The organism is Selenomonas sp. AB3002, from assembly GCF_000702545.1.
Lineage (GTDB): Bacteria > Bacillota > Negativicutes > Selenomonadales > Selenomonadaceae > Selenomonas_B > Selenomonas_B ruminantium_A.
This window is the reverse complement of the sequence record NZ_JNIO01000008.1, coordinates 707,274-722,928: the sequence shown is the minus strand read 5'-3', so window position 1 is coordinate 722,928 and position 15,655 is coordinate 707,274. Positions and strand designations below refer to the sequence as shown.

15 protein-coding genes are annotated in these 15,655 nt (G+C 55.1%); 12 read left to right on the top strand and 3 right to left on the bottom strand.

Annotated elements, in window-relative coordinates; translation table 11 throughout:
* Positions 1-2: 2 nt before the first annotated feature.
* From P159_RS0111210 to P159_RS0111190, 5 genes are all read left to right on the top strand, one after another.
* Entirely contained in the window at positions 3-746 is a 744-nt protein-coding gene (locus P159_RS0111210) for a segregation/condensation protein A (RefSeq protein ID WP_029544096.1), read from the top strand.
* Positions 739-1,374, top strand: coding sequence for an SMC-Scp complex subunit ScpB (scpB, locus tag P159_RS0111205; RefSeq protein WP_029544095.1), 636 nt, complete (start codon positions 739-741; stop codon positions 1,372-1,374). The genes P159_RS0111210 and scpB overlap by 8 nt, the downstream gene beginning before the upstream one ends.
* Before the next feature lie 57 nt (positions 1,375-1,431).
* Positions 1,432-2,673 carry an adenosylhomocysteinase gene (locus tag P159_RS0111200; protein WP_029544093.1) on the top strand — a complete coding sequence of 414 codons (1,242 nt, stop codon included), beginning with the start codon at positions 1,432-1,434 and terminating at the stop codon, positions 2,671-2,673.
* A gap of 14 nt (positions 2,674-2,687) precedes the next feature.
* A complete protein-coding gene (locus tag P159_RS0111195) occupies positions 2,688-3,965 on the top strand; it encodes an amidohydrolase (protein WP_029544091.1) in 1,278 nt (425 codons plus the stop codon).
* A 98-nt stretch (positions 3,966-4,063) separates the two neighbouring features.
* Positions 4,064-6,571 (top strand): DNA translocase FtsK, encoded by a 2,508-nt coding sequence (locus P159_RS0111190; RefSeq protein ID WP_029544090.1) that lies wholly within the window; start codon positions 4,064-4,066, stop codon positions 6,569-6,571.
* A gap of 71 nt (positions 6,572-6,642) precedes the next feature.
* Here the strand turns inward: P159_RS0111190 and P159_RS0111185 are convergent, their stop codons facing one another.
* From P159_RS0111185 to mnmA, 3 genes are all read right to left on the bottom strand, one after another.
* A complete protein-coding gene (locus P159_RS0111185; RefSeq protein ID WP_029544088.1) occupies positions 6,643-8,013 on the bottom strand; it encodes an acetyl-CoA carboxylase biotin carboxylase subunit in 1,371 nt (456 codons plus the stop codon).
* A 267-nt stretch (positions 8,014-8,280) separates the two neighbouring features.
* A complete protein-coding gene (locus P159_RS0111180; protein WP_185753711.1) occupies positions 8,281-8,835 on the bottom strand; it encodes a hypothetical protein in 555 nt (184 codons plus the stop codon).
* A gap of 84 nt (positions 8,836-8,919) precedes the next feature.
* Positions 8,920-10,020: a tRNA 2-thiouridine(34) synthase MnmA gene (gene mnmA, locus P159_RS0111175; protein WP_029544084.1), complete on the bottom strand. Its 1,101-nt coding sequence runs from the start codon at positions 10,018-10,020 to the stop codon at positions 8,920-8,922.
* Between the two features lie 210 nt (positions 10,021-10,230).
* On the opposite strand from mnmA, the gene P159_RS0111170 reads away from it, so the two are divergent.
* The 7 genes from P159_RS0111170 to hisH all read left to right on the top strand — a co-directional run bounded on the left by P159_RS0111170 (position 10,231) and on the right by hisH (position 15,654).
* On the top strand, positions 10,231-10,530 hold the full coding sequence (locus P159_RS0111170) for a YerC/YecD family TrpR-related protein (RefSeq protein WP_029544082.1): 300 nt from the start codon (positions 10,231-10,233) through the stop codon (positions 10,528-10,530).
* Positions 10,531-10,679: 149 nt separating this feature from the next.
* Positions 10,680-11,858 carry an ATP phosphoribosyltransferase regulatory subunit gene (gene hisZ, locus P159_RS0111165; protein ID WP_029544080.1) on the top strand — a complete coding sequence of 393 codons (1,179 nt, stop codon included), beginning with the start codon at positions 10,680-10,682 and terminating at the stop codon, positions 11,856-11,858.
* An 8-nt stretch (positions 11,859-11,866) separates the two neighbouring features.
* Entirely contained in the window at positions 11,867-12,418 is a 552-nt protein-coding gene (locus P159_RS0111160; protein WP_318253569.1) for an HD domain-containing protein, read from the top strand.
* Between the two features lie 17 nt (positions 12,419-12,435).
* Positions 12,436-13,104, top strand: coding sequence for an ATP phosphoribosyltransferase (gene hisG, locus P159_RS0111155; protein ID WP_029544077.1), 669 nt, complete (start codon positions 12,436-12,438; stop codon positions 13,102-13,104).
* A complete protein-coding gene (hisD, locus tag P159_RS0111150; RefSeq protein ID WP_029544075.1) occupies positions 13,101-14,447 on the top strand; it encodes a histidinol dehydrogenase in 1,347 nt (448 codons plus the stop codon). The genes hisG and hisD overlap by 4 nt, the downstream gene beginning before the upstream one ends.
* Before the next feature lie 8 nt (positions 14,448-14,455).
* Positions 14,456-15,046, top strand: a complete 591-nt coding sequence (gene hisB / locus P159_RS0111145) for an imidazoleglycerol-phosphate dehydratase HisB (RefSeq protein WP_029544074.1) — start codon at positions 14,456-14,458, stop codon at positions 15,044-15,046.
* Positions 15,046-15,654 carry an imidazole glycerol phosphate synthase subunit HisH gene (gene hisH, locus P159_RS0111140; RefSeq protein ID WP_029544073.1) on the top strand — a complete coding sequence of 203 codons (609 nt, stop codon included), beginning with the start codon at positions 15,046-15,048 and terminating at the stop codon, positions 15,652-15,654. Before hisB ends, hisH begins: the two co-directional genes overlap by 1 nt.
* The last annotated feature ends 1 nt before the right edge of the window (position 15,655 follow it).

The following is a 15,655-nucleotide window of genomic DNA, read 5'->3' as shown; positions in this document are numbered from 1 at the left end:
GCATGGAAGAGACAAAGCCCAAGGGCTATACTGTGCATCTGGAGGCCTTCGAGGGGCCCATGGACCTGCTGATGCACTTGATTGAGAAGGACAAGATAGATATCTACGATATCCCCATCGCCCAGCTGACTGAGCAGTATCTGGCCTATCTGCAGCAGATGAAGGAATTTGACATGGAGGTGGCCAGCTCTTTCCTGGTTATGGCGGCTACCTTGTTGCAGATCAAGTCCCGCATGATGCTGCCCAAGGCTCCTGCACCTCAGGATGAGGAAGAGGAGGATCCCAGGCTGGAACTGGTGCGGCGCATCCTGGAGTACAGGAAGTTCAAGCAGGTGAGCACTGTGCTGGGGGATATGGCGGGCACCTATGAAAAGTACGTGTCCCGTGAACCGCTGCCCTTGCCAGTCCACCATCTGCCCCCGGAAAACCTCAAGCTGTCGCAGCTATTGGAAGCTTTCCAGACGGTGCTGGATGTAAAGGAGGAACTGGCAATCCCCAAGGCCCTGGTAGAGCCGGAAAGCTACAACATCCAGGACAAGATGCAGGACCTGCTGGCCCTGCTTTCCCGCAGCGGAGGGCGGCTGCTCTTTGCGGAAGCTTTTCCCACGGGGAGCCGCGGCGAGCTTATCGTCACGTTTTTGGCCCTTTTGGAGCTGATCAAGCTCAAGGCGGTGGTGGTGAAGCAGCAGCGTCTCTTTGCCGATATCTACATTTGCGTGCTGGGAGAGGAGGAAGGAAATGAGTGAAGGAAAGCCCACTACTGCCACACTGGAGGCAGTGCTGTTTGCTGCCGGTGACCCCATGAGCATGGAAGACCTGGCAGGGGTGCTCCAGACAGACCTCCTGACCACCCAGAACCTTATGACCAGGCTTCAGCGTGAACTGGAAGAGGGGGAGAGGGGACTGACCATCAGGCGGGTGGCAGGCGGTCTTCAGCTGGCCACCCGCCCGGACCTTTACCCTGTAGTGGAGCGGCTTTCCCAGGTGGTGGACAGGAAGATTTCCGCCCCCACCATGGAAACCCTTTCCATCATCGCCTTCAAGCAGCCCATCACCAAGCAGGAAATAGAGCATATCCGCGGGGTGCGCATCGAGCGTGCTCTGGCCAAGCTCCTGGAACTGGAGCTGATTTCCGAAGTGGGCCGCAAGCAGGTGCTGGGGCGTCCTATCCTCTACGGCACCACTGATACCTTTCTCAGGACCTTCGGCCTCAATTCCCTGGAGGACCTGCCCAAGCTGCCCAGTGACAGGGAAGCGGCTGTGGGCATGGACGATGAGCAGCTGGAGCTGCTGGGAGAGCTTGAGGGTCTGATGGAAGATGAAGAAGCTGGTGAAACAGAAGAAACTGATGATAATGACAGCTCCCTGCCGTGACACGGCAGGGGCTTTTGTGTTAGAATAGAACATAGCTTTTAGAAGGAGGGCAATAGCATGGAATCAATGATAAGAGATATTACGCTGGCTCCGTCGGGCCATGACAAAATTGAATGGGTCAAGAACTTCATGCCGGTGATGGCGGCAGTGGATGAGGAGTTCTCCAAGTCCAAGCCCTTTGCCGGCAAGAAGATGGTCATCACCCTGCACCTTGAGGCCAAGACTGCTTATATGGCTGAGATTTTCCATCATGCAGGTGCTGAGGTTGCCCTTACCGGCAGCAATCCCCTTTCTACCCAGGATGATGTGGCAGCAGCGCTGGTGGAGGATGGCGTCCATGTCTTTGCCTGGCATGGCTGCACCGATGAGGAATACAATACATTCATCGACAGGGCGCTGGACATCAAGCCGGATATCGTCATCGATGACGGCGGTGACCTGGTGCACATGCTCCACACCAAGCGCCGCGAGCTCTTGACGGGCATTATCGGCGGCTCCGAGGAAACCACCACAGGCGTGCATCGCCTGCGGGCACTGGCTGACCAGGGCAAGCTGGAGTTCCCCATGATCGCCGCCAATGACGCATACTGCAAGTATCTCTTTGATAACCGCTACGGCACGGGCCAGTCCACCTGGGACGGCATCATGCGCACCACCAACCTGGTGATTGCAGGCAAGACCGTAGTCATTGCCGGCTATGGCTGGTGCGGCAAGGGCGGGGCCATGCGCGCCCGGGGCCTGGGCGCCAATGTCATCATCACGGAAGTTGACCCCATCAAGGCCATCGAAGCTGTCTTTGACGGCTTCCGGGTCATGACCATGGATGAGGCTGCCAGGGAAGGAGACATCTTCCTGACCCTCACCGGTGACAAGGACGTGATTCGTGACCGTCACTTCAAGGTCATGAAGGATGGGGCCATGATGGCCAACTCCGGCCACTTTGACGTGGAAATCAATATTCCAGAGCTGGAAGCCATGTCCAAATCCCGCCGCAAGGTGAGGAACAACATCGAGGAGTTCCTGCAGGAAGACGGCAGGAAGCTCTACCTGCTGGCTGAGGGCCGCCTGGTGAACCTGGCGGCAGGTGACGGCCACCCGGCAGAAATCATGGACCTTTCCTTCGGTGTGCAGTTCTTCTCTGCCCTGCACCTTTTGGAGCATGGCAAGGAACTGGAGAAGGGCGTGCACCTCATGCCGGATTCCATCAACCAGCGCATTGCAGAAATCAAGCTGAAGTCCCTGGGAGTGAGCATTGACAAGCTGACCCCGGAGCAGCAGGCATATCTTAGCATGGCGTAAGGGGAGGATTTTCCTTGAAAACTTTGATCAAAAATGTAAATGCCCTTCTGCCTGACGGCACCACTCCTGTCACCAACATCATGATCGAGGGTGACCGCATTGAAGCCGTGGGCGAGGTGCCTGAGGGCTATCAGGCAGATAAAGTCATAGATGGCAAGGACCATCTGGCTGCTCCCGGCCTGGTGAATGCCCACACCCATGCTTCCATGACCCTGCTGCGCTGCTATGCAGATGACATGGTGCTCATGGACTGGCTGAATAATAAGATCTGGCCCACAGAAGCCAGGATGAATGATGATGATATCTACTGGGGAGCCATGCTGGCAGCGGCAGAGATGATCCGCACCGGCACCACTGCTTTTGCAGATATGTACGGTCCCTATATGGACAAGGTAGCCGAGGTCACCATCGATTCGGGTCTTCGCGGCGTGCTTTCACGCGGCCTGATTGGCGTAGCTCCCGACAGCGAGGAGAAGCTGGCAGAAAATATCGCTCTCTACAAGGATTTCCATGGCGCAGGGGACGGCAGGGTAACAGTGATGTTTGCCCCCCATGCCCTTTATACCTGTCCGCCGGATTACCTGAAGAAGGTCAGCCAGGCAGCAGGAGAGTGCAAGGCTGAAATCCACATCCACATGTCCGAGACTCAGGGCGAGGTGGAAAACTGCCTGAAAGAATACGGCAAGCGACCCTTTGCCCATGTGGAAGCCACTGGTATCTTTGAGCATGGCACCCTGGCGGCTCATTGCGTGCATCTTGACGATGAAGATATCGCCATCATCAAGAAGCATGACATTCGCGTGGCACACAATCCCGGCAGCAACATGAAGCTGGCCAGCGGCGTGGCACCTGTGCCCCGCCTGCTGAAGGAGGGGGTATGCGTGGCTCTGGGCACGGACGGCGCTTCCTCCAACAACAATCTGGATATGCTGGAGGAGGTGCAGCTCGCTGCCCTCCTGCACAAGGCAGATACCCTTGACCCCCTGGCCGTGACGGCTGCGGAGGCAGTTAAGATGGGCACGGAGTACGGCGCCCAGGCCGTAGGCCTCAAGGATGCAGGCAAACTGGCAGCAGGGGCCCTGGCAGATATTGTCCTCTATGACATGAAGAATACCATGTGGTGCCCGCGCCACAATCTGGTGTCCCTGCTGGTGTATTCTGCCCGTTCCTCTTCTGTGGATACGGTGCTGGTGGCTGGCAGGGTGCTTATGGAGAACCATGAGCTCAAGACCCTGGATGAAGAGCGCATCCTCTTCGAAGCCCAGCGCTGCGCTGACAGGCTGACTAAGTGAATGACTGACGAGTGAACTACCTTTATCCGCCCTTGGCAGTTTTGAGGGCGGATTTCTTTTGAAATCATTCTTAAAGAATACAGAAATGAGGTGATGGATTGGCTAAGAAGACAACTGGTACCCGCAAGGGCCGCAAGAGCAATGCAAAAGCAGAAAAGAGCGCTGTTGTCTCAGGCAATCCTGGCCGCCCTTATGAACTTCTGGGACTAGCCTGTGTAGCAGCCGGATTTATCTCTTTGGGAGGGCTTTTTGACCTGAATGTGGGTTTTGTGGGCCTGTACTTTGCCAAATTCCTGCATTATTTCTTTGGCGTGGGGGCAATTTTTGTCTGTGTGCTCATTCTCCTCATGGGATATCAGTACATTACTAAGCACTGCGGCCTGCGCTATTCCCTGCGCTTTTTCGGCCTGGGGCTGCTTTATGTTTCAGTCCTGGCTATCTGGCATCATTTCGTCATACCGCCGGGAGAGGAAATCCTTCCTGCCAGCCTGCCGGAGGGGGGCGGCCTCCTGGGAGGCGGGCTGCTGCTTGTCCTGCGGAATTTCTTCGGAGTGGATGGCGCCATTATCCTGCTGGCAGCATGCCTCATAGGTTCTGTGCTTCTATCCACCACCTGGTCACTGGCCACTGGTGTCAACAAGACCAAAGAAAAAGCCGTGAAGGGGGCCAGTGCCGCAGGCACTGCCCTGGCCGCTACCTCCAGCAAGGTGGCGGAAGTAGGCGGCCGGGTAGAAGAGCGGGTAGTAGAAGCTGTGAAAACCACCGTGAAGAATTCTTTCTACAATCAGGAAAGAGATGACCGTTTCTCCGAGGCTTTGGAAACGGATAGCGAACATGTGCCGTCAGGTGAGCCTGAAGAGGCTGCGTCTGCAGCAGAAGAATATGTTTACACTCAGGAACCAGAGGCACCAGTGCAGGAACCTGTTCCCGCCTTTACCATCGACTATGGGGGGCGTGGGGGAGAAGAAAATGCCGGCGAACCCTGGGGATTGCCTCAGGAGCCTGTAACAGAGCGTGAAGCAGAAGCAGCTGCTTTGGGAGCTATGACTGCCAGGAGCGCTGTGGCGGAGGCAGAGGCTGCTTCTGCAGAAGCTATCACAGCTATGGCCAGGGCGGAAGCTGGCAGCGAGGCCAAGCCTGACGAAAAGCCCAGGAAGCCCTATGAGATTCCCCAGGTGTCCCAGATACTTTCTAAGCATGTGAAGCAGAAGAACGCGGCCCTGGAGATGGAAATTGCGGAAAATGCCCGCACCCTGCAGCAGACTTTGGAAAACTTCCATGTGAAGGCAAAGATACTCAATGCCTGCCATGGTCCTGCCGTCACCCGCTATGAGCTGGAGCCTGCCCCGGGGGTGAAGGTCAGCAAGATTACCAATCTGGCTGATGACATTGCCCTGAGCCTGGCGGCTTTCTCCGTGCGCATCGAGCCCATCCCCGGCAAGGCGGCCATCGGCATCGAGGTGCCCAATAAGGAACTGGAAGGCGTGCAGCTCAGGGAAGTGCTGGAGAGCGAGAAGTTCAGCAGCGCCAAGTCACGGCTTACCGTGGGCCTGGGCATGGACATCGGGGGGCAGGCCATCTTTGCTGATTTGGGCAAGATGCCCCATCTGCTGGTGGCAGGTGCCACCGGCTCAGGCAAGTCCGTCTGCATCAATACCCTGATTACCAGCATTCTCTTCAAGGCCAAGCCTGATGAGGTGAAGTTCATACTGATTGACCCCAAGATGGTAGAGCTGTCCGGCTACAACGGCATTCCCCATCTTATGGTGCCGGTTGTCATTGATGCCAAAAAGGCAGCTTCGGTATTGAATTGGGCCGTGCAGGAAATGGAGAAGCGCTACTCCAGCTTTGCTGACCATGGGGTCCGCAATATGGCCGGCTTCAACGAGCATTTCCCGGAGCAGAAGATGCCGGCTATCGTCATCATCATCGATGAGCTGGCAGACCTGATGATGGTAGCCCCACATGATGTGGAGGACGCCATCTGCCGTCTGGCACAGAAGGCCCGCGCCGCCGGCATCCACATGGTGCTGGCCACCCAGCGTCCTTCTGTGGATGTCATCACCGGCATCATCAAGGCCAACATTCCCTCCCGCATTTCCTTTGCAGTTTCCTCCCAGATTGATTCCCGCACCATCCTGGACAGAAGCGGGGCGGAAAAGCTCCTAGGCAAGGGGGACATGCTCTTCTATCCAGTTGGTTCCTCCAAGCCCCGCCGCGTGCAGGGGGCCTTTATCAGCGATGAGGAAGTTGAGCATCTGCTGGACTTCATCCGCAGCCAGGGACAGGAAGCTGAAACCAATGAGGAACTGGTGAACTTCACGGAACGTGCTGCTGCTGAGGCAGAGGAAGCGGAAAACGGCAAGAAAAGCAAGGAGCCTCAACAGGATGAGCTGCTGGAGGAAGCTGTGAACCTGGTGCTCAGCACCGGCCAGGCTTCCACCAGTTCTGTGCAGCGCCGCTTCCGGGTGGGCTATACCCGGGCTGCCCGACTGATAGATGCCATGGAAGAACTGGGCATCGTAGGGCCAAATGTGGGCAGCAAGCCAAGGGAAATCCTCATGAACAGTGAGGAGGCTTTGGCGGCAGTCCAAGGCGCCCAGTAAGAGATAACACAGTAAAAAAGCTGCGAAGCAACGGCGTATAGCCATTGTTTCGCAGCTTTTTGTTTATGATTTCAAGCGAAATACTTGGTTTGATCCTGGTTTTTATTGGCGTTCTCATAAGCTGGCAGACGTTTTTTGATAAACTGGGTGTCTATATTGCCAGTGCGGAAGCAGATGTCTTTCATGATGTGCTTGTGCAGATCCACCGTGGTCTTGACGCCTTCAATGCGGAATTCATTGAGGGCGCGCTGCATGATCTTGATAGCATCGCCACGGGTCCTGCCATGCACCACCAGCTTGGCAATCATGGAATCGTAATAGGGCTCTATGGCCAGGCCTGCCGTTACGCCGCTGTCAAAACGCACCCGTGGGCCGCTGGGCTCATGCAGGAAAGTGATCTGTCCCGGAGAGGGCATGAAGTTGTTGTCCGGGTCCTCAGCATTGATGCGGCATTCGATGGCATGACCAGCAAAAGTGATATCCTCCTGGGTGAATTCCAGCGGCTCGCCTGCAGCAATGCGAATCTGGGTACGCACCAGGTCAATGCCAGTTACAGCTTCAGTGACGCCGTGTTCCACCTGGATGCGGGGATTGATTTCCATGAAGTAGAATTCATTATTGGAAAGATCCAGCAGGAACTCTACCGTGCCAATATTGGAATAATGCACGCTTTTGGCAGCCTTTACCGCCAAAGCGCCTACCCGGTCACGCATATCCTGTGTGAGGGCGATAGAAGGAGATTCTTCCAACAGTTTCTGGTTGCGGCGCTGCAGGGAGCACTCACGCTCGCCAAGATGCAGGACTTCGCCGTAGTTATCAGCAACAATCTGCACTTCGATGTGGCGGGAACGGCCAATATAGTGCTCAAAGTAGTATTTTGTCTGGGTAATATCAACCAGTTCCAGGATGTTCTTCAGGTCTTCCTCAGACTGGGCTACGCACATACCCTTGCCGCCGCCGCCGGAGACTGGCTTCAGAATGACTGGGTAGCCTACTTCACGGGCAGCAGCGAGGGCTTCCTCATTGTCCTCGAGAGGGTCGCTGCCTTTGGCCATGGGAATCCCGGAAGGAGCAATGGAAGCCCTGGCCACATCTTTGTCACCAACCAGGCGGATGGTTTCCGGCATAGGACCAATCCAGGTAATGCCCGCTTCCGTGACCTGCTCGGCAAAATCCGCGTCTTCGGAGAGGAAGCCATAGCCAGGATGGATGGCATCAGCCTGGGTTTCCCGGGCTGCCCGCAGGATGGCGGCTTTATTGAGATAGCTTTCCACAGCATCAGCAGGGCCAACATTGTAGGCCAGATCAGCCAGCTGCACGTGCAGGGCGTTGGCATCAGCTTCAGAGTAAATAGCTACAGTTTCAATATCAAGCTCTTGACAAGCTCGTATAATGCGTACGGCAATCTCGCCACGGTTGGCAATAAGGACACGTTTGAACATAAGGATTGCCTCCTTGTTTACAATTTTTGTTAACGTAAGATGGTAATAGGTGATAATTGTACGTCAGCAGATTATATAACCTGCTACTAAATGCATCACGGGATTGATTCTAGCACACCTGTCAGGCAAATGCAATGATATTGTTTGGTTATGGACACGATTCTTTAAAAGAATACATGTATACACATTTCGATAAAGCTGCTTATGTAAAAAAATCCCATAAGCCAGATGCTGATCTGACTTATGGGGATAATATATTCAGGATATTTATTTAGCACTATTATTTTTTTCAGCAGAAACTTCTTTCAGCCCGTAAATGGCTCCGGCGAAAGCAGAGGCCATGATGCGGGTCTCAATGTCCGGCTGCTTTTTGATTTCGGCTATATGGGCATGGAAGGTATCTTCCATTTCCATGACGTTCAGATAGATGGAAAGCCCAAGTTTATCACGCAAGTCACTTGATTTCAGGAAATTTGCCACCAGCTGCCCCCGGCGTTTTGGAGTATCAGCAGCGATCAGGGCATCTGCCAGGGATTTGATGATGGGGTCTTTGAACTTGTCAGCGGTCTTCCAGGCGGCCATGCAGGCCTTCTTCATGGGGAGGTTGTCCCGCACCAGGAAGAGGATGATAAGGGAGGCCATGGCCAGGACGCTCTTGTCGGCGGTCACACGCTCCACACATATCTTGTAGATTTCTTCCGGGTCTTCTTCTGTGCGGAGACCTAGTTCAATAGCTTGAGAAATATCTTCTGCTCCGGGTTGGAAAAACATTCCGGCTGCTGTCATGCACCCACGGGCGCGTTCTACTGCATCTCTTTCCACGGTCATCACCTCGAGAGGAGATTTCGCCAAGGGAAGGGGATTTTCCTGCCAGATAGCGCTCCCTAAAAGAGGATTTATGATATTTTAATTGAGGGCTTTTTCGATGGTGCCTCCGCCTACCACATAGCCTTCTCCGTCAGCCGTATAGAGGACGGCGGCCTGTCCCGGTGTGATAGCCCGCTGGGGGTCGCGGAAGGCAAGGCGGATCTTGCCATTTGCTTCGGGATAGATGGTGGCAGGCTGTTCCTTCTGGTTGTAGCGGGTTTTGGCCAGCACTTCCAGCGGCTCCTTCAGCTCAGTAAGGTAGATCCAGTTCATATCTCCTGCGATGAGTTCCCGGTGGAAAAGGGCGGCTTCAGGTCCTACGGTGACGGTGTTCTTTGCCATATCCTTGGCGCAGACGTAGACAGGCTCACCTAAGGCCAGTCCCAGGCCCTTGCGCTGGCCCAGAGTGTAGTGGACGGCCCCACGGTGCTGTCCGATGGTTTGGCCATGCAAATCAAGGAAAGCACCGGGCTGATACTTCTTGCCCTGATACTTTTCCATGAAGCCCACATAGTCACCGTCAGGCACGAAGCAGATGTCCTGGCTCTCCCGCTTGTGTGCATTTATCAGCCCCAGCTTTTCGGCCAGTTGCCGGGTTTCCTCCTTGCTTTCCATTTCTCCCAGGGGGAATTTCACATGTGAAAGTTCCTCCTGGGTCAGCGTATAGAGCACATAGGTCTGGTCCTTGCTGAGGTCTTTGGCTTTTCGCAACAGGAAACGGCCGTCTTTTTCCTCCACCCTGGCATAGTGGCCTGTGGCCACATACTCCATGCCTTTTTCTTTGGCAAAGTCCATGAGGCGGCGGAATTTCAAGCAGCGGTTGCAGTCGATGCAGGGGTTGGGAGTGCCGCCTTCCTCGTAGGTGCGGATGAATTTGTCGATGACTTCCCGCTTGAAGTCTGAGGTGAAGTCTTTCACCTCAAAGGGCATGCCCAGCCTCTGGGCTACGCTGGCAGCATCGTCGATATCCGACTGGGTGCAGCAGGTCTTGAAGATGGAAAGCCCGATATCCTCATTGTGGTAAAGCCTCATATTGGCTCCCATGCAGTCAAAGCCGGCCTCTTTCATCAGGTAGGCAGTGACCGAACTGTCCACCCCACCGCTCATGGCAATCAGGGCGGTTTTATTTTTATTTTCCATAAATATGTCCTCGCTTTCTTATGAGAAAAGTATAGCATATTGATGGGTGAGTGGAAAGAAAACATCAAGCTGGTTTACAAAACTTTACAAGATAACATATTTATGGGGCGAAATTTTTACATAAGGCTTTTATTCTGCATACAGCTGTGCTATAATAGAGAAAATTTCACATACTAAAGGAATAAAGACGGAAAGAAAAGGTGAATTTCTATGATCAACAGCAAGCTGAAGGATGACCTGACTGACCAGCTTTGCGATGCTGTGCTGGCTTTGCATAGCCAGGAGGAATGCTACCAGTTCTTTGAGGATATCTGCACCATCAGCGAGCTGAAGGCCATGTCCCAGAGGCTGGAGGTGGCCCGCATGCTCCGGGAAGGGCACACTTATGAAGATATCGTGGAGCGCACTGGGGCCAGTACGGCTACCATCAGCCGGGTGAAGCGCTGCCTGAACTACGGGGCTGACGGCTACAATATCGTGCTGGAGAGACTGAAGCCCCGGCAGGATTGATCATACTGGAGACCGTTAATATTTGACAAGCGAAGCGCAGACAAATATTTACGGATCCGTATATACAGCGTCCGCAAACTAACCCGTTTTGGTAAAATTCACCGAACGCGAGTATAGAAAATTAATGTCATGGGACAGGGGGATTTGATTTGGAGAAGAAGATACTTGAGATACCTTATGGCACCCGGGATTTCTTGCCTACGGAAGCCACGGAGAAGCGGATCATTGAGACGAAGCTGGCCAGGCTCTTCGGCAGCTGGGGTTATGATGAGGTGGTGACTCCCACCATAGAGTATTTGGAGACTCTGACAAAGGGCAGCAGCCGCACTTTGGAGCCGCACCTTTACAAGCTCTTCAGCAAGGACAACCGCATCATGGCTCTGCGTCATGAAATGACTACGCCCATCGCCCGTCTGATGGGCAGCCGCCTGCAGGGGCGGGAGCTGCCTCTGCGGTGCTCTTATATCAGCAGCGTCTTCCGCTATGAGCAGTCCCAGACGGGCAGGCAGTGCGAATTCTATCAGGCTGGCGTGGAGCTCATGGGCAGCGGCAGTGCGGCGGCAGATGCTGAGGTCATTGCCCTGGCGGTGCGCAGCGTGCTCTCGGCAGGGATTACGGATTTCAAGGTCTGCCTGGGGCAGGTGGAATTCGTCAGCGGGGTCATGGAGCAGTACCAGCTGGCAGAAAAAGACTGCGAGGCCTTGAAGGAGGCCATGGAGAAGCATGACCTGGTGCTGCTGGAGACTTTGGTGGATGACCTGCAGCTAAGCGACAGCGCCAAAAAGGCTTTGAAATCCCTGCCCCTGCTGAACGGCGGGCCGGAAATGCTGGAACAGGCCCGGGAAATGGCCCTGAACGCCAGAAGCCGCCGGGCTTTGGATAACCTGACAGAGATTTATCACCTGCTGGAGGCTTATCAGGTGGCTGACTATGTGCAGTTTGACCTGGGGATTATCCGTGACTTCAGCTATTACACGGGCATGGTCTTTGAGGCCTATACCCCGGAGCTGGGCTTCCCCCTCTGCGGTGGCGGCCGCTATGACAATCTGCTGGCAGATTTCGGCAATCCCTGTCCTGCTACGGGCTTTGCCTTAGGTATAGAGCGTGTGCTTTTGGCTCTGGAACGCCGGGGGGACGGCCTGCCGGAAACTCCCAAGGATGTGTATGTGGGGTATGCTCCCAGCAAGCTGGAGCAGGCCGTGAAGAAGGCTTTGGAACTGCGCCAGCAGGGCAAGGTGGCAGAGCTGTCTGCTTCTCCAGGTACGGAGCAGGAGGCAGAGGCCATGCAGCAAGGGCGTGGTTATAAGGATTTGCTGTTTATTTCTTAAGAGATGGCATGATGAAGATGAGGGAGAAGAAAAACCTGGGCCGGGTGGGGCAGTTCCTGCGGGCCATCAGCGCAAAGGTGACGGCAGAGGATATAGCTTTTATGGAAGCCCATCTGCCAGAGAAGGCACGGCCCTTGTTCCTGGCCATGCATCCGGCTGACCAGTGTCATGTGCTGAATGTGGCGCATACGGCGCTGGCAATGGCAGAGAAAGAGCCTAAGATTGACAGGGAATTTCTCCTGCGGTGCTGCCTGCTGCATGATGTGGGCAGGGTGAAAGGCACGATGGATATCTGGGGCAAGGTTTTTGGAGTGCTGGCAGAGAAGCTCCTGCCGTCTGCTTTGAGGCGGCAGCTGGAATGTTGTCAGGCAGAGCATTTCTGGCAGAGGCCGGGGCTGGCCCTTTATGTCTACCGCTGTCATGCAGAAATTGGGGCAGAGAAGCTGAAAGCATTGGGCTTTCAGAGGGAGGCAGAGCTTGTAAGGCTCCATCATGCCCCTGAAGCTCAGGAAGACCCTGAGGAATTGAAGATACTGAGACGGGCAGATGCCCTGAATTGATATATGGGAGGAATTTGATGCTGGCAAAGAGCAAGGATTATTTGACCATTGCCCTGCCCAAGGGAAAACTCTTTTCCCTGTCGGCAGAGCTGCTGGAGAAGATCGGCTACACGGCAGAGGGCCTTTCGGATAAATCCAGGAAACTGGTCATCACTAATGAAGAAAAGAAGATTCGCTTCATCATCACCAAGACGGCTGATGTGCCCACCTATGTAGAGTACGGAGCAGCGGATTTGGGGGTCATTGGCAAGGATGTGCTGGTGGAATCCGGCAAGGACGTCTATGAGCTCCTTGACCTTGGCTTTGGCAAATGCCATGTGATGATGGCGGTGCCCCGCAAGGAAAAGCGGGAGCGGCTGACGGACTACGCCCAGACCCGCGTGGCTACCAAGTTTCCCCATATTGCCGAGATGTTCTTCACCCGCCACGGCATGCAGATGGAGTATATCAAGCTCAACGGCTCCATCGAGCTGGGTCCTATTGTGGGGCTGTCTGAGAGCATCGTGGATATCGTGGAGACGGGAACCACTCTGAAGGAAAATGATCTGGAGGAAATCGCCTATATCATGGACGCTACAGCCCGTCTCATTGCCAACAGGGTGAGCTTCAAGCTGAAATTCCAGCGCATCCACACCTTGGTGGAGGAACTGAAGAAAGTCATGGCAGCAGGGGAGGCAGGCAAATGAAGATAGTCAGGGCAAAAGAACTGGGAGCGGCCGCCATCGAGGCCATGCTGAAGAAGAAGGCCTTCGATGAGGTGGAGCTGAGCCCCAAGATCCGGGAGGGCAATAAGCAGCTCTTTGGAGAGGACCTTTCCGCTGCCGAGCTGGTGCGCCGCATTGTTGGCGATGTGCGCCGCGAGGGGGATGAGGCGGTTATCCGCTATACCAAGCTTATCGACAGGGTGGAACTTACGCCGGAAGATTTCCTGGTGACGGAGGCAGAGTTTGCAGCAGCAGAAAAGGCTGCAGACCCTCAGGTGGTAGAATCCCTGAAGAAGGCTGCTGCCAATGTGCGCCGCTATCATGAGGAGCAGAAGCCGAATTCCTGGATGACTTACAGGGAGCAGGGCTCTATCCTGGGCCAGTCCCTGATTCCCTTGGACAGGGTGGGCATCTACGTGCCGGGGGGCACGGCAGCTTATCCTTCCTCTGTGCTTATGAACGCAGTTCCCGCCTCCGTAGCAGGGGTGGGGGAAATAATCATGATGGTGCCGCCCAAGAACGGGGAAATCAATCCCTATGTGCTGGTGGCTGCCAGGCTGGCAGGAGTCAGCAAGATTTACAAGATTGGCGGCGCCCAGGCCATTGCGGCCATGGCCTTTGGTACAAATACCATTCCCCGTGTGGATAAAATCACGGGCCCTGGCAATATCTTCGTTACCCTGGCCAAGAAGGAAGTCTACGGCCATGTGGATATTGATATGCTGGCAGGTCCCAGCGAAATCCTCATTGTGGCAGACAAGAGCGCCGACCCGCGCTATACGGCGGCAGATATGCTGAGCCAGGCGGAGCATGACCCCCTGGCCTCCAGCATTGTCATCACTGATGATGAATCACTGGCTGAGAAGGTGGCGGCAGAGGCGGAGAAACAGCTGCAGCAGCTGCCCAGGCAGGAGATTGCCCGGGCTTCCCTTGAACGCAACGGCCTCATTGTCATTGCTGAAGATATGCTTCAGGCTGTCAGCTTTGCCAATGTCTCTGCGCCTGAGCACATGGAGCTCCTGACGGAGCAGCCCTTCCAGTTGCTGCCTTATGTGCGCCATGCAGGGGCGGTGTTCCTGGGAGCTTATTCTCCGGAGCCGCTGGGTGACTACTTTGCGGGACCGAACCATGTGCTGCCTACGGGAGGCACGGCCCGTTATTACTCCGTGCTGAATGTGGAAACCTTCATGAAGCGCATGAGCCTTATTTCCTACACCCAGCCCGCCCTGCAGGCAGTCAGCGAAGACATCATACGACTTGCAGAGACGGAAGGGCTTGATGCCCATGCCAATGCCATCAGGCTGCGCCGGGAGGAGAAGCAATGAGCGAATCGATGAATAAGCGTCAGGCAGAAGTGGCCCGCGATACGGCGGAGACTTCCGTCAAGGTTTCATTGAATCTGGACGGCAAGGGCGAGGGCTGCATAGATACGGGTATTGGCTTCTTTGACCACATGCTGAATCTCTTCCAGGCTCACGGCCTCTTTGATTTGGAGGTGCGCTGTGATGGGGACCTGGAGGTTGATGGTCACCACAGCATAGAGGATATTGGCATTACCCTTGGGCAGGCACTGAAGAAAGCTTTGGGCGACAAGCGCGGCATCAGGCGTTACGGCACCTTCTACCTGCCCATGGACGAGGCGCTGGCCTTTGTGTCCCTGGATATCAGCGGCAGGCCGTTCCTGGTTTACGATGGTGGCGAAATGGCCCCCATGATCGGCGGCTATGATACGGAACTGACAGAGGAATTCCTGCGGGCTTTGGCGGTGAATGCAGGGCTGACCCTGCATGTGAAGGTGCTCTATGGCACCAATTCCCACCACAAGGTGGAAGCCATCTTCAAGGCTCTGGGCCATGCCCTCCGGGAGGCCGTGTCCATAGACCCCCGGGTGCAGGGTGTGCCTTCGACGAAAGGGAGCTTATAATGATAGCAATAGTTGACTACGGTGTGGGTAACCTCTTCAGCGTCCACAAGGCACTGCTGGCTGCAGGGGCAGAAGCAGAAATCACCAGCGACGAGGCGGTGATCCGCCATGCGGAGAAAATAGTGCTGCCGGGAGTGGGCGCCTTCGGGGATTGCATGAAGGATTTGAACCGTTCCGGCCTCATTCCAATTATTAAGGAAAGGATCAGTGCGGGTGTTCCTTTGCTGGGCATCTGCGTAGGGCTGCAGATCCTCTTCGAGGACAGCGAGGAAAGCCCCGGGGTGCCGGGGCTGGGGATTATCAAAGGCCATGTAAAGAAGATCGAGGCTCCGGGACTGAAGGTGCCTCACATGGGCTGGAATGCACTGGCTGAGGAAAAGAACACGGATTTGTATGATGAATTGCCTGCCAACAGCTATGTTTACTTCGTTCACAGTTACCATGCTGTGCCGGAAGATGCTGAGGTGGTGACAGCAATCACCAACTATGGCAGCGAGCTTACAGCTTCTGTGAAGCAGGGCAAGGTGGAGGCTACCCAGTTCCACCCGGAGAAGTCTGGCAGGACTGGCCTGCAGATATTGCGCAATTTCGTGAAGCGCAAGGCGTGAA

Excerpts from the sequence above, each read along its gene's own strand:
- mnmA (WP_029544084.1), bottom strand. The coding sequence starts at position 10,020 with ATGGAAAATAAAAATAAAACCGCCCTGATTGCCATGAGCGGTGGGGTG.
- P159_RS0111170 (WP_029544082.1), top strand. The coding sequence starts at position 10,231 with ATGATCAACAGCAAGCTGAAGGATGACCTGACTGACCAGCTTTGCGAT.
- hisG (WP_029544077.1), top strand. The coding sequence starts at position 12,436 with ATGCTGGCAAAGAGCAAGGATTATTTGACCATTGCCCTGCCCAAGGGA.
- P159_RS0111210 (WP_029544096.1), top strand. The coding sequence starts at position 3 with ATGGAAGAGACAAAGCCCAAGGGCTATACTGTGCATCTGGAGGCCTTC.
- P159_RS0111160 (WP_318253569.1), top strand. The coding sequence starts at position 11,867 with ATGATGAAGATGAGGGAGAAGAAAAACCTGGGCCGGGTGGGGCAGTTC.
- hisD (WP_029544075.1), top strand. The coding sequence starts at position 13,101 with ATGAAGATAGTCAGGGCAAAAGAACTGGGAGCGGCCGCCATCGAGGCC.
- P159_RS0111185 (WP_029544088.1), bottom strand. The coding sequence starts at position 8,013 with ATGTTCAAACGTGTCCTTATTGCCAACCGTGGCGAGATTGCCGTACGC.
- hisH (WP_029544073.1), top strand. The coding sequence starts at position 15,046 with ATGATAGCAATAGTTGACTACGGTGTGGGTAACCTCTTCAGCGTCCAC.
- hisB (WP_029544074.1), top strand. The coding sequence starts at position 14,456 with ATGAATAAGCGTCAGGCAGAAGTGGCCCGCGATACGGCGGAGACTTCC.
- scpB (WP_029544095.1), top strand. The coding sequence starts at position 739 with ATGAGTGAAGGAAAGCCCACTACTGCCACACTGGAGGCAGTGCTGTTT.
- P159_RS0111200 (WP_029544093.1), top strand. The coding sequence starts at position 1,432 with ATGGAATCAATGATAAGAGATATTACGCTGGCTCCGTCGGGCCATGAC.